General features: G+C 41.8%; 11 protein-coding genes. 2 read left to right on the top strand and 9 right to left on the bottom strand.

Annotation, left to right across the window (positions count from 1 at the left end; translation table 11 throughout):
• Positions 1–12: 12 nt before the first annotated feature.
• Both NEJAP_RS05130 and NEJAP_RS05125 read right to left on the bottom strand, forming a co-directional pair.
• On the bottom strand, positions 13–828 hold the full coding sequence (locus tag NEJAP_RS05130; RefSeq protein ID WP_201349603.1) for a hybrid sensor histidine kinase/response regulator: 816 nt from the start codon (positions 826–828) through the stop codon (positions 13–15).
• A gap of 14 nt (positions 829–842) precedes the next feature.
• On the bottom strand, positions 843–2744 hold the full coding sequence (locus tag NEJAP_RS05125; protein WP_201349602.1) for an ATP-binding protein: 1902 nt from the start codon (positions 2742–2744) through the stop codon (positions 843–845).
• Between the two features lie 211 nt (positions 2745–2955).
• Here NEJAP_RS05125 and cysK point away from each other — a divergent pair, with 211 nt between their 5' ends.
• The gene (gene cysK, locus NEJAP_RS05120; protein ID WP_201349601.1) at positions 2956–3924 is read left to right on the top strand and encodes a cysteine synthase A; all 969 of its coding nucleotides are present in this window, start codon (positions 2956–2958) and stop codon (positions 3922–3924) included.
• A 38-nt stretch (positions 3925–3962) separates the two neighbouring features.
• Here the strand turns inward: cysK and NEJAP_RS05115 are convergent, their stop codons facing one another.
• The 5 genes from NEJAP_RS05115 to trpS all read right to left on the bottom strand — a co-directional run bounded on the left by NEJAP_RS05115 (position 3963) and on the right by trpS (position 10127).
• On the bottom strand, positions 3963–4511 hold the full coding sequence (locus tag NEJAP_RS05115) for a YfiR family protein (RefSeq protein ID WP_201349600.1): 549 nt from the start codon (positions 4509–4511) through the stop codon (positions 3963–3965).
• Positions 4512–4513: 2 nt separating this feature from the next.
• Positions 4514–6667 carry a TonB-dependent receptor plug domain-containing protein gene (locus tag NEJAP_RS05110; protein WP_201349599.1) on the bottom strand — a complete coding sequence of 718 codons (2154 nt, stop codon included), beginning with the start codon at positions 6665–6667 and terminating at the stop codon, positions 4514–4516.
• A 230-nt stretch (positions 6668–6897) separates the two neighbouring features.
• The gene (locus NEJAP_RS05105; RefSeq protein WP_201349598.1) at positions 6898–7827 is read right to left on the bottom strand and encodes a Dyp-type peroxidase; all 930 of its coding nucleotides are present in this window, start codon (positions 7825–7827) and stop codon (positions 6898–6900) included.
• A gap of 101 nt (positions 7828–7928) precedes the next feature.
• Entirely contained in the window at positions 7929–8792 is an 864-nt protein-coding gene (locus NEJAP_RS05100; RefSeq protein ID WP_201349597.1) for a sulfurtransferase, read from the bottom strand.
• A gap of 54 nt (positions 8793–8846) precedes the next feature.
• On the bottom strand, positions 8847–10127 hold the full coding sequence (trpS, locus tag NEJAP_RS05095; RefSeq protein ID WP_201349596.1) for a tryptophan--tRNA ligase: 1281 nt from the start codon (positions 10125–10127) through the stop codon (positions 8847–8849).
• Positions 10128–10356: 229 nt separating this feature from the next.
• On the opposite strand from trpS, the gene yaaA reads away from it, so the two are divergent.
• Positions 10357–11133, top strand: a complete 777-nt coding sequence (gene yaaA / locus NEJAP_RS05090; RefSeq protein WP_201349595.1) for a peroxide stress protein YaaA — start codon at positions 10357–10359, stop codon at positions 11131–11133.
• Between the two features lie 67 nt (positions 11134–11200).
• Here yaaA and NEJAP_RS05085 read toward each other — a convergent pair whose 3' ends face one another.
• Positions 11201–12058, bottom strand: coding sequence for a Tim44 domain-containing protein (locus NEJAP_RS05085; RefSeq protein WP_201349594.1), 858 nt, complete (start codon positions 12056–12058; stop codon positions 11201–11203).
• Positions 12059–12097: 39 nt separating this feature from the next.
• Positions 12098–12964, bottom strand: coding sequence for a DMT family transporter (locus tag NEJAP_RS05080; protein ID WP_236591071.1), 867 nt, complete (start codon positions 12962–12964; stop codon positions 12098–12100).
• Between the last annotated feature and the right edge of the window lies 1 nt (position 12965).

Raw genomic sequence — 12965 nt, 5'->3', positions numbered from 1 at the left:
GATTGTTACTCCCTAACATCTTATGAAATCCATTAATTTCTGCTGTGCCGATAGATTTGCCTCGACTAGTAATAGATATAGCGCACCCATATTTTCCGTATTTGATAACCGGCATCCATGCTCAATTTCTCGGCTTAATGCATGCACTTTATCTAACCCCACCGACCCACTCGATGATTTTAATGCGTGAGCCAAACGGCGCATTTCATCAAAATCTTTTCGCTCCATAGCTACCGATAACTCGCGCATAATTTGACTACTGCTTTCAGTATAGATGCAAATGAGATTATTCAAGAGTGGCTGACCATTTTCATCCAATAAATCACGTAAATTATTTAATTGCGCTACATTTAGATCGCTTTCTCCGGAGCTCTCTGTCACCTTCAGCTCCTCACTGTCATCTGTTAGCAAGCTTTCAGAGTGTTTCTTTAACCAACGACCTAGCATTTGATACAAACTTTGGCGACTAAAAGGTTTGCTCAAATAATCATCCATTCCTCGACTTAAATAGAGCTCTTTATCTCCATCCATTGCATTGGCAGTAACAGCTACAATCGGTGTATTAGGCAGTTGCTGGTGTCTTTCATCATTTCTTATAGATGTTGTCGCTGTTATGCCATCCAATACAGGCATTTCAATATCCATCAAAATCAAATCATAGGAATTCTTACGCCACATTTCTATGGCATCAAGCCCATTATCAGCGGTATCCACTGTACAGCCCATCAACCTTAACAACCCCATGGCAACCTGTTGGTTAACCGCATTATCTTCTACTAAAAGAATATGGCCTCGATAATTAGACAAGGTAGCAGGCTGATCACTCATCACTGATGTCGGTGTTATTTTTGTTTTTCTTGTGACGCCAAAATATCGCAGAGTTGATCCAATAATAAAGAGGGTCTGATATGTCCATCTTTTTCACGAATCACACAAACATATTCAGGCAAACGCATTGTTGATAATTCATCTGAAGCAACGACCATAAACTTAGTAGCAAATTGACTATAACGATAACTCAATGAGTGTATAAATTTGGATAACTCTCTTTCTTGCTCCCAATGCTCAAGCAAAACAAGGCTAAAGTTTTTATGTAAAGAGGCAGCTTCTTGAATTTTAATTTCAGCTTCAGATGATGAGTTAACAATGGTAAGTACGACACCCCAGTCAGCTAATAACTGGGACACATTGCTGACTGCGTGCCCGTGCTGCCTAAGAAGTAATATTCGAGAGCCATTGAGTAATGTTTTGCCAACATCTGAGCCATGAGCATCTTGTGCATTTAAAGGCAGCTCAAACCAAAATACTGACCCTTTTCCTTCAATACTTTGTACACCGATTTCCCCTTCCATTAAGCCAACAAGCTGTCGACAAATGGCAAGACCAAGCCCCGTGCCACCATATTTACGCGTTATAGATGAATCTTCCTGCGAAAATGACTCAAAAATTCTCCCTATGGCCGTTTCTGAAATACCGGAGCCACTGTCTTGAACCTCTATTCTTAAGAACGGGGCGCTTTCTAAAAGCAGAGCTGAGACCTTCACATTCACACGACCTACCTGTGTAAATTTCAGAGCATTTCCTATTAAATTCATAAGAATTTGCCTAAGTCGTATCGGATCGCCTGTCATCTGCCCATTAAAGTCAGGGTCAAATTGATGCGAAATTGCTAGCTTCTTTCCATTAACGGTTTCACTCAGTAGCAGCATTACTTCTTCAATTTGTGCATATAGGTCAAACGATACTGATTCTAAAATCAACTGGCCCGCTTCAATTTTTGAATAATCAAGAATGTCATTAATAATACTCAGTAAAGACCCACCCGAGCGATGGATTATTTCAGCATTGCGCCTTTGCTCATCCGTTAACTCCGAATTTAAAAGTAGCTCGGCCATACCCAAGACACCGTTCATCGGTGTCCTAATTTCATGGCTCATTGTTGCTAGAAATCGAGACTTTGCCTTATTGGCTTCTTCTGCTATATCTTTTGCGTGCTTTAACGCTTCATCTCGTTCCTGAATTTGCCCAATCATGGTGTTAAAACCCTTCACCATAACGCCAAATTCATCTGAAGAATGGTTTTCTACCCTTCGCGAATAATCATTCACTTCTGAAACAACTCGCATGGTATGAATCAGTTTTTCGATGGGGTTTATAATGACCTTTTTCAAACGAGATGTGATAAAAAAACCAATTAATAACACACCCGTAATCGCAAGCAAACCAAAGAGTATCCATTGATTTACCATCTCTTTATAACTCGCAAGGCTGACACGAACGCCCAAACTTCCGATAAGCCGATCTTTCTCTTTTATCTGCTGTTCAAGTATTAAATAATCATCAAAAAACTCATATCCCCAATCATCAGCATCGCTAACGTTAGAGGCCTCATATAAACGTTTAAGCACATTAACACTACGCTCAACAGGTACCAATAGCCCGTATTCTGCAAAGACATCACCTTTAACATTTCGTAATACCGCATATTCAATATCTTTATTCGCGCTTAACGTTCTCAATAGCTCTGCAGCGGTTAACTCATCATCAAACACTAACGCGGCTGTTGTATTAATGCTGACAGCTTTGGTCAACGTATGTACCGAACCCACTAACTGCTCTCTGCTGCTGAACCAAAAGTTTGCAATAAAGAATACATAAGATATGGTTAACACAATGAGCGACGTCACCATCACAATAGCGGTCAATTTGTGGCGAACAGGCAAGTCCCGCAGAAACTGCTTCAAAATAAATACCTATATAAACAACATATTAAAACCACAGTTAAGACATAACAGCTTAGAACAAGTGCTCAGCAATGGCATTGTTGTACCTGAAATTTTCATTCTCAACACTCTAAGTATGATTAACAATAAACATATAGCAAAGGAATCTGTGAAATCCTCACCATCAGCAGTACACTTCAGTAAGTTCTCTCATTTCGAATAAGGTGAAAAAATGCAGGTTTTTGAAGATAACTCACTCTCTATTGGCAACACCCCATTAATTAAGCTATCTAGACTTGCCCCTGATGCAACTATCTATGCAAAAATCGAGTCACGTAATCCTGCAGGTTCTATCAAGTGTCGTATTGGAGCAAGCATGATATGGGCAGCCGAAAAGTCTGGTAAGCTAAAATCAGGTATGACGCTCGTTGAGCCCACCAGCGGCAACACAGGCATAGCGCTAGCTTTTGTTGCAGCCTCACGTGGTTATAAGCTTATGCTAACTATGCCCGCTTCAATGAGCATAGAAAGACGTAAACTAATGAAAGCGCTGGGGGCAGAAATCATTCTCACTCCTGCTGAAAAAGGCATGAAAGGAGCGATTGATAAAGCCCAAGAAATTGTTGATACCGATCCCGATAACATTTTAATGCTGCAGCAATTCCAAAACCCTGCAAACCCAAAGATTCATGAAGAAACAACGGGGCCGGAAGTATGGCGTGATACAGATGGAACGGTGGATGTACTCGTCGCTGGAGTAGGTACGGGTGGTACTATTAGCGGAATTTCGCGCTATATTAAGAAAACTCAAGGTAAAGCCATCACAAGCGTTGCTGTAGAGCCCGCGGATTCACCCGTTATTACTCAGACTATCAACAAGGACACCGTTCAACCGGCCCCACATAAAATACAAGGAATAGGGGCTGGTTTTATACCAGGCAACCTTGATCTTGATCTCGTAGACCTTGTTGAAACAGTCACAAATGATGAAGCAATAGCAACAGCGCAAAAACTAATGAAAGATGAAGGGATTCTTGCTGGTATTTCTTGTGGGGCGGCAACTGCTGCAGCACTACGTCTTGCATCGTTACCTGAGTATCAAGGAAAAACGATTGTTGTCATTTTGCCGGACTCTGGTGAACGCTACCTTTCAACCGTTTTGTACGATGGAATGTTCACTGAAAATGAACAAGTCCAATAAATACACTCTTATAAAGGTCACCCTCCTTGAGTGACCTTTTATCTTATAATTCGAACGACCCTAAGAAGTTTTGAGCTTACTTTAAAGCCCGCTTTTTTCAACCGCGTTAGGTTAACTGCAACACGAACTTTACGCCCACGTGTCTCAAACCCCACCATTCCAAGACCTTCCGAGTTAAGACTTTTAGCATCACCTATCAATAAAGTTCCAGACTGAGAAGCCTCACGCAATAAAACCGGAGACACCTCTCTATCGCCTTGTATATAAAGAAGATGACAGCTGCCTAAAGTTTTCATATCCGAGAACGATGTAACTATTATTGGCAAGCCGTCCATCAGCTCACCCACAACAACACTCTTCAGCTTATGTATAATTTCTTGATCAGCAATCATACATAACTGATATTCCGTCATTGGTACCTTAGGCTCAGGCCACTGAATGAACGATAGGAAGTTATAAATATAAACTGATTTTATTTTATCAATAACGTTATCATCAGCTAACGCAAATGAAGCTGAAGAGATTAGCCAAAGGCTGATAAAAACGGACCTAAAAAGAGACAGATGCCTAAATAAGAATATTGTCATCTTCAAAACCTAACCGTCAATTTAGCAGAAATACTACGGTTGATTTCAGTGTTCTCTGGGTAACCACCCACATTTAGCGGAGATGAATTAAATTCTTGATGCGTTTTATTCAGCAAGTTTTGACCAATAATACTCAGCTCTGCCTCAGGTGATATTTGCCATCCCACACGAAGATCAGTTCTTACATACTCATCTACACCATAATCACCAAAAACCAGAAAGTCGGACCCCGTAGGAAATAGAGCGGACACATAATACACGCCCAAATCTAGCTCAACGTTTGATGTCAAATCCCAGCTTGAGCGCAGTGAAAACTGGTGTACAGGTGCTTTACTTGTACTCAGCAAAGGCTCTGTTAACGAAGGCAAACGATCAAGTGATTGTTGTAACCAACTATAAGAAGCCTGCATATCCCAGCCCGGCTGGACTAACCACCTAGCTGATAACTCAGCACCATAGGCATCAGCATCAGCCTCATTACCAATGCTTAACACACCCACATCACTGGTACTAATGAAGGGGTTGAATGGTCGTTCGATCTTAATCGTTGTCAGATCACTATACCAATAACGGAAAGCCGTCATATCAAACGATAAAGTGCTGCTTGGTGTATAGCGCAAGCCAAGCTCCCATGAAGTCAGTTTCTCAGCATCATGATCAGGGTTACCTGTAAACTCATAAGCATTTTTTGCACTTACATTTGAGGTCTCTGCCCTTGATGGAACACGAGAAGAGTAAGATACCGAGCTCCAAAACTGGGTTTCAGGGCTGACAGACCAAATTCCCCTTATAGTTGGCTGTATTTGACTTCCCGATACAGAAGAGTATTCGTAACCAACTCCCGTTAACAACTTAACATCAGGCAATAAATCTACTTCACTTTGAATAAAAGCATTGAGTACGTTATTACGCTGAGATGCGGGGCCAAAGGAGAGTACCGACGTCGGAGACAAATTTGCTTTCAAGTCATCGGCAACACTTCTTAGCCCAACTCCCCATGCAAATTTACCGTTTAAATTTTGCCATCCGCTCTCATAGTCTAAATCTAAAGCAATCGCCTGCTGGTCAAGCTGGTAATCCTCGCGCTGCGTATAATCCAGATAGGCTTGTACCGTTTGCCAACGGTCATCACTCACCCGCTTCCAACGCGAAAGTATATGGCCTCCTTTATATTTTTGCTTATCCCTAATATCCATCATACAAAAAGTACATAAACCAAACTCAGGAAACGCCAGTGCTGCAAAAATTTGCTCTTGAGAGGCTCCATTTGTAATCAGACTATTAATTGCCGGAGCTACTACTGTATTAAAATCAGGAGCAGATGCTACTTTCTCTGATGCAAAAAGCCGTTGATCGGAGTCACCACTAAATAACCCTACATCAACTAAAAGCGACTCGCCTTCACCAAAATCGGTATCCGTTCGAAAAGACAAACGGGCATGTTTTCCATCATCATTGGCGACAGCACCTTGACTGTTAAAGCCAGAATATGGAGTTGGTGAGTTTTCATTATTGATGAGTGCTTTCAAGCTCAACCGATAGCTGCTTCTTTCGTTTATTTCACCACCATAACGAAAGCCAATTTCCTTATGCTGATTACCTACTAAACTGACAAATTCTCCACCTTGTGTTGCATATGAGGAGCGCGTGATTATGTTAATAACACCATTCATCGCATTAGCTCCCCATACAGCGGAGCCAGGTCCTCGAATGACTTCTATACGCTCAACATCCTCCATACGGACATCTTGCATATCCCAATACACACCACCGAAAGTATTGTTATATAGGCTTCGGCCATCCAGTAAAACTAAAAACTTATTAGCAAATGTCTCATTAAAACCACGAGAGTTAACTGCCCAAGCACTACCATTAACAGAACCCACATTTAACCCAGGCACCATTCGCAAAGCCTCAGGTACGCTTCTAACCCCAGAGCGTCGAATACTCTCAGCGGTAAGTACGAAAACAGCTGCAGGAGTTTCATTAATGCGAGAAGGAATTTTTGAAGCGATACCCACTTCGAGCGAAGAGAGTTCATCAATTGGTAAAGCTTTCAAGTCATCAATTGTTAAGTCACCTGAAGCCTCGACACTGCTATTAAAAAGCAACGCTCCTGCCAAGATAAACGTCCTGTAATTACAAATTCTTGGCATAAATTTTTCCGACTAAAATAGAGTGAGCAAAGCAACACAAAAATATAGTTTTTACGCTATTTTAAAATGACTGCTACTTGAGTATAGACGCTCTTTAGAAAACATGTAAAAACCATAAATGGTTAGGCTGATAAGAAGTTAAATTATTGGCTTATTGACCCACAGGTAATCAATTAAATCTAATATGAACTAACTATGTAGATAACCACCGGTTAATGAGTTGTAGCGGCTTACTTTAACTTACTGAACCAATCTAAAGACGGAGCAAAAAAAGATTGCCCAGTAACCGCCGAAGTGAATTGCATCAAATGGTCTGTATGGCCATGTGCATCACCTTCTACCATACTTTTAAGCATCAATGTGAAATTTTCGGGCGTCCGACAATAGCTAGCAAACAGCAATCCTGCCTCAGATACGCTTCCATAAGGCATACTATGGCGCAGTATTTCAAGGGAGTTGCCTTCGCTATCTTTTAAAGAGGCCCGTTTTGTATGTGCAGTTAATGACTTTTCTGCAGACGGATACTCAATATTATCTAGTTTCGTCCGTCCATAAGTATCTTCCTGTTCCTTAAGCGACAGTCTTTCCCAATGGTTCAAGTCATGTACGTAACGCTGTAGATGTATATAGGAGCCTTGCGCAAAAAATGCATCTTCTTCACCCACCAAAGCCACCTCTTTTTTATGATCACCTTGAGGGTTTTCAGTGCCATCAACAAAGCCTGTAAGATCACGAGCATCGAGGTAACGAAAACAAGAAACTTCTTCTACTATTTCAACAGTATCAGACAACTCAGCTAGCAACTCACGTGCTAGTTGAAACGTAATATCACGCCGATTAGATCGCAAGTGCAATAATAAATCAGCCGGTGTAGACGGCATATTTGCAGCGCCATGCAGCTGCGGAAAAGAGGTTAATAGTGCCGGCCTCGAGGAATTTCCTTCAGAAAAGCTCAGCCTGTCCCAATACTCACTACCAATCGCAATAACTGCATGCAGAGACTGCCCAGAAAATTTCTGCTGAGACGTAACGATGATCTTTTGCGTCTGCTTAAGCGCTTGGCTAAGTTGGTGCTCATAACCCGGCTTCACATTAAGAGTAATGAATAATGCATCACTCGTCGCATCAGCTACAGTGCCCGATTGATAATTGGCTGGCATATTTTATCTCCTTAATAATATACCTTGATCATAACGATTAACGGGGTATCTATACCAATGACTAAAATCAAATGAGTTCATAGTCTTTTTTAATAAGCACATTACAAGCAACTAACCGGCCTCTGACTGTCACGAATCCATTCACTCCATGACCCCGCATATAGTACTGAGTTAACCATGCCAGCATGCGCCATCGCCAATATATTATGGCAAGCAGTCACACCCGAACCACACATATGTATCACTGGTTTATCAACGTTAACAAGCGAAGACCACTCTTGGGCTAATTGGTCAGCGGGTTTAAAAATGCCAGCAGCCGTCATATTATCTGCAAAAGGTCGGTTCAGTGCTCCCGGAACATGCCCAGCAATAGGATCGATCGGCTCAACCTCCCCGTTAAATCGCGGGGTTGCTCTTGCATCAACCAACTGAACATGCACCAAAGAGCGTAATAGTTTCTCGCTGCTAATCACAGGCATTGCTAGGTTTTTCCAGTCATCAAGCAAGATAGTATTCACATCAGCCTCTTGATAAACCTCTTTTACAGGCAAGAATACATTTGTTGAAATATCCCCTGCCTGTTGCTTCCACACAGGAAAGCCACCATCTAATACGGCAACAGCTTCGTGACCTAAGCAACGTAACAGCCACCAAAGGCGCGAAGCCATCGCTCCACCGCAATCATCATAAACCACAACTTGCGATCTAGTAGAGATACCTACTTTTCCGAGCTTTTCTTTAAATTTCTGTAAACCCGGTAACGGGTGTCGACCTGAAGCACTATCGATAGGTGAAGATAAATCTTCTTCAAGATCCATGAACTGAGCATGGGGAATGTGGCCTTCTCGATACAGCTGATAACCTTTAGAAGGGTCGGCCAGATCAGAACGACAATCAACGACAACCCAACCTTGGGATGAACTATTGTGCTGTAATTCTTCAACACTTATTAGCGTTTGGTACATGCTCACACCCCCAACTCATAACTTACTGACATAACTTCCAATCCGCACTCAATATCACAAGTATTGAGCTAACTCTTCAGCTAAAACGTCTAATTCATTTTGTGCTTTTTGCTTTTGCTTTTTCTTTAATTGCTCAACTTCATCTGACTTCTCAGCCAAAACCTGTTTAGCCATATCAACTTTATCATCAGCCGCAGATACTCTCTCAAACAGCGGTTTAAGTTGCATGATAATAGCCCTACGACGCCCTTGCTCAACACGTGCAAGCTCCTCTGCACTTTTCTCTTTTTTAACAGGAGTGTCTGCTTGCGGTTGTGCTGGTACATAAGTTAAAGGACGAATACCTGCAGCTATACGCACTTTATCCATAAAGGGTGCGGATTTTTCGCGTGCCTTAAGTCCTCCTTTTTGCAGCACATCCTCAACTGTTCCAAGATCATTCATCAACTCATTATAACGCGCTCGCGGCTCACTCAATTGATTATTTAGACATTCGAACAGTTCGGATTTGGCTTCACTCCAAGCAATACCTTCAAGGTATTTATGATGCATATCTGCTACCTGCTCTGGCGAAGCAAAACTGCTATAAAGCTGGAATAAAGTACTACCTTCAGGGTCTTTGGGTTCACCAGGGCCACGCGTATCTGTGACTATCAGGCTGATCAACTTACGTAGCTCATCGGTAGAACAGAAAAGGGGAATAGTATTATCGTAGCTTTTTGACATCTTACGGCCATCAAGCCCAGGAATTAACTGCGATGACTCATCTACTTGAGCATTAGGTAAGGTAAATAAAGACTCATATGTATGATTAAAACGCCCAGCGATATCTCGTGCCATTTCAATATGCTGAATTTGATCTTTCCCTACCGGAATAATATCTGCGTTAAACATAAGGATATCTGCAGCCATCAATATCGGATAGCCAAATAATCCCATCGTCACACCGTCGTCTAAATCATCTTTACCTGCCTCTCGGTTAGCATCTACTGATGCTTTATAAGCATGAGAGCGATTCATCAACCCTTTTGATGTCATACAGGTTAGCAACCAGGTTAACTCTGTAATCTCAGGAATATCTGTTTGACGGTAGAATGTCGCTTTATCAGTATCTAAGCCTAATGCTAGCCACGTCGCTGCAATCTCTTGAGATGAGCGTGCAACACGTGCTGGATCATGACATTTAATCAATGCATGATAATCTGCCAAAAAGAAAAAGCTATTGTAGCGAGCGTCTTCACTCGCCTGTATGGCTGGCTTAATAGCACCAAGATAGTTACCAATATGCGGCGTACCGGTTGTTGTAATTCCGGTGAGTACAGTCTTTTTCGACATTACAAATAAACCCTAAGACAAAACAGAGAAAAATCAGATTAATAATACACAAATTCAAGCGGTTATTCGCCCTTAGCTAACTTATCTCACCTATCAAATGAACTTTATTCAATAACTTCCCAGCATCATCAATGAATGGTAAAAAGAGAATCTATTTATAGGTAACACTTAAGAAATTAGTGTCATACTCTTCTTATTGGCTAACCACTTAAAGTAACAACGGAATACTATGCTGACAGTTATCTCACCTGCAAAAACGCTAGATTACGAAACACCGCCGCATATCGAGCAATATACGCAGCCTCGTTTTTTGTCAAACTCTGCCGAGCTAATCAATGTTTTAGACACTTTATCTGTGCAAGGCGTCGCTGAATTGATGAAGCTCAGTGACAAACTCGCTAGCTTAAATGTTGCACGCTATAACTCTTGGCCAACTAAGCTTACCAGCGAAAACGCAAAACAAGCTGTATTGGCTTTTAAAGGCGATGTATACACAGGATTAGATGCTGCCACATTATCTGAAGATCAGCTAAGCTACGCCCAACAGCATTTACGCATACTATCTGGTCTCTACGGTGTATTACGACCACTAGACCTTATGTATCCGTACCGTTTAGAAATGGGTACCAAATTAGCAACACCGCGCGGTACTAACCTCTACCAGTTCTGGGACCTTCAGTTGACTGAATCACTGAATGAAGAGCTAAGCCAAGATGATCATCCAACAATCATCAACCTAGCATCTAACGAGTACTTTAAAGCAATCAAGCCCAAAGCACTCAATGCTCGAATAGTGACACCGGTATTTAAAGATTGGAAATCAGGACAATATAAAATCATCAGTTTTTACGCGAAGAAAGCCCGTGGTCTTATGGCACGTTATATTCTTGAAAACCAAATCAACGAACCAAACGGCTTAAAAAACTTTGATTATGAAGGCTACCGCTTTGCAGAACCGATGTCCGAAGGCGATGCATGGGTATTTATTCGAGATCATGAAGAATAGATTTTAAAGCTTAAAAAATGGCGTCCTAGGACGCCATTTTCATCTATATAATTTAAGCAACAATTGCTTAAGGTTGCTCAATCCCAACAATATGCCATGAAGCATTTTCTTCAGCCATGTTTCGTGTCAGGTGCCAAATCTCATTAAACTCGCTCGTTTGCTGGTCGCCAGACTCTTTAAGCCATCCATAAAAGTTAATACTAGCAACCACATGGTCTTGATTATCAATAAAGTTAATCAATTCAGACATCACTGAAACAACTTCAGTGTGCTGCTCTGCAGGGTATTTTGAACGCTCTTGTTTAAGCTGCTCAAACAACTCTTCTGATGTATATGTCGCTATATCATCCCAGTCTTGTTTATCCCAAGAGGACTGCAAGTGAGTAAAGTGTTCGCGTGCGCCATCAAGAAAAGTTACTTTATTAAACCATTTTGGCAATACCAAATCTGGTTCAGATAACTGCGTATTAGCGGCAGACATCGGTGTAAAGTGATGCGTTTCTGAAGGCTCCTGTGCAGGCTCCATTGAACGATGCTGTGCGCCAGCATAGCTAGGTGTCACTTGGGTCTTTCGCATCATGGCAAACAGTTTAAAAGCAATAAATGCAAAGGCTGCAATCATCAAGATATCCATCATTTGAATACCATCAAACGCGCCACCCATGAACAAAGAAGCGAGAAGGCCACCCGCTAAAAGCCCACCTAGCATACCGCCCATTCCACCAAACCCTGATTTTTTAGCGCTACTACCTGACGCATTTTGCGCAGGCGCTTTTTGCTGAGTAGGTGATGGGCTAACTTTCTTAGGTGATGAAAATGACTTTCCGAGGCTAAAGCCCCCACCTAATCGTTTTGCTTGCGCCTCTGGCGCAACAATACTCAGTGTAAAAAACATCATAAAAACTGCTAAAAGAACATTTCGCATCAACTACCTCAATTTTGTTTCGGAATCCGTTTCATTACATTAGAAACTACTGCAAGGTAAATTCCAATGAATATCAATATCATACCAGTCAGATGGTAAGTGTGAATCTCTTCTCCCAAAAAAAACTGTTGAAAGCAACATGCCAAATAATGGCATAAGATGAATAAATAAGCCCGCTTTAGCTGCACCCAATTCCGCCACACCCCGATTCCAAAACAAATGAGCTAGGATGGACGGAAAGATAGCCATATATAAAACTGAGCCTAGCGCTTCAGGCTTTAGCTCAAAACTTGGCACCTCACTAAACTCAAATAATGCAAAAGGCAATAACACAAAAACACCAATGACAACGGTTGTGCCAAAAAAAGTGAAACCATCTAACTCGGCAGGGCGCCAGCGTAACAATATTGAATAGCTCGACCAACAAAGTACTGCAGCGAGTATCCAAAGATCACCTTTATTAATGTCCAAACTAAGTAACTGGTTTAGATTTCCTAATGAGATCAACGTAAGCACGCCAACTAGAGAGCACACAACCCCTACCCATTGCCGGGCACTCACAGCCTCTTTAAGAAAGCACCCCGTAATAATCAGAATCAAAATAGGGATAGCTGACTGCAACAAGGTGGCATTGGTTGCGCCTGTCGTCGTTAATCCAATATATATCAACGTATTGAAGCTGCCAACACTCAGGATGCCGAATAGTAATAGCAATTTCCAATGCTTCAAGATGACTCGCCAATGCGCTTTTAGCTTAGGTATTAGAAATGGCAATATAAGCAATAACGCCAGTCCCCAGCGCATCTCGGCCATTACAACCGGAGGCAACACATCGCTCATCGCACGCCCAAGAACAAAGTTACCGGCCCAGAAAAGTGTTGTTAGTGTGAGTAAAAGATAAGCCATT

Origin of the sequence: Neptunomonas japonica JAMM 1380 (assembly GCF_016592555.1) — a bacterium.
Taxonomy (GTDB): Bacteria; Pseudomonadota; Gammaproteobacteria; order Pseudomonadales; family Balneatricaceae; genus Neptunomonas; species Neptunomonas japonica_A.
This window is presented reverse-complemented; position numbering and strand designations above follow the sequence as displayed.

What these genes read in the sequence shown, in the direction of transcription:
- NEJAP_RS05130 (WP_201349603.1), bottom strand. Translation starts at nt 828, where the DNA reads ATGAGTGATCAGCCTGCTACCTTGTCTAATTATCGAGGCCATATTCTT.
- cysK (WP_201349601.1), top strand. Translation starts at nt 2,956, where the DNA reads ATGCAGGTTTTTGAAGATAACTCACTCTCTATTGGCAACACCCCATTA.
- NEJAP_RS05115 (WP_201349600.1), bottom strand. Translation starts at nt 4,511, where the DNA reads ATGACAATATTCTTATTTAGGCATCTGTCTCTTTTTAGGTCCGTTTTT.
- NEJAP_RS05110 (WP_201349599.1), bottom strand. Translation starts at nt 6,667, where the DNA reads ATGCCAAGAATTTGTAATTACAGGACGTTTATCTTGGCAGGAGCGTTG.
- NEJAP_RS05105 (WP_201349598.1), bottom strand. Translation starts at nt 7,827, where the DNA reads ATGCCAGCCAATTATCAATCGGGCACTGTAGCTGATGCGACGAGTGAT.
- NEJAP_RS05100 (WP_201349597.1), bottom strand. Translation starts at nt 8,792, where the DNA reads ATGTACCAAACGCTAATAAGTGTTGAAGAATTACAGCACAATAGTTCA.
- trpS (WP_201349596.1), bottom strand. Translation starts at nt 10,127, where the DNA reads ATGTCGAAAAAGACTGTACTCACCGGAATTACAACAACCGGTACGCCG.
- yaaA (WP_201349595.1), top strand. Translation starts at nt 10,357, where the DNA reads ATGCTGACAGTTATCTCACCTGCAAAAACGCTAGATTACGAAACACCG.
- NEJAP_RS05085 (WP_201349594.1), bottom strand. Translation starts at nt 12,058, where the DNA reads ATGCGAAATGTTCTTTTAGCAGTTTTTATGATGTTTTTTACACTGAGT.
- NEJAP_RS05080 (WP_236591071.1), bottom strand. Translation starts at nt 12,964, where the DNA reads ATGGCTTATCTTTTACTCACACTAACAACACTTTTCTGGGCCGGTAAC.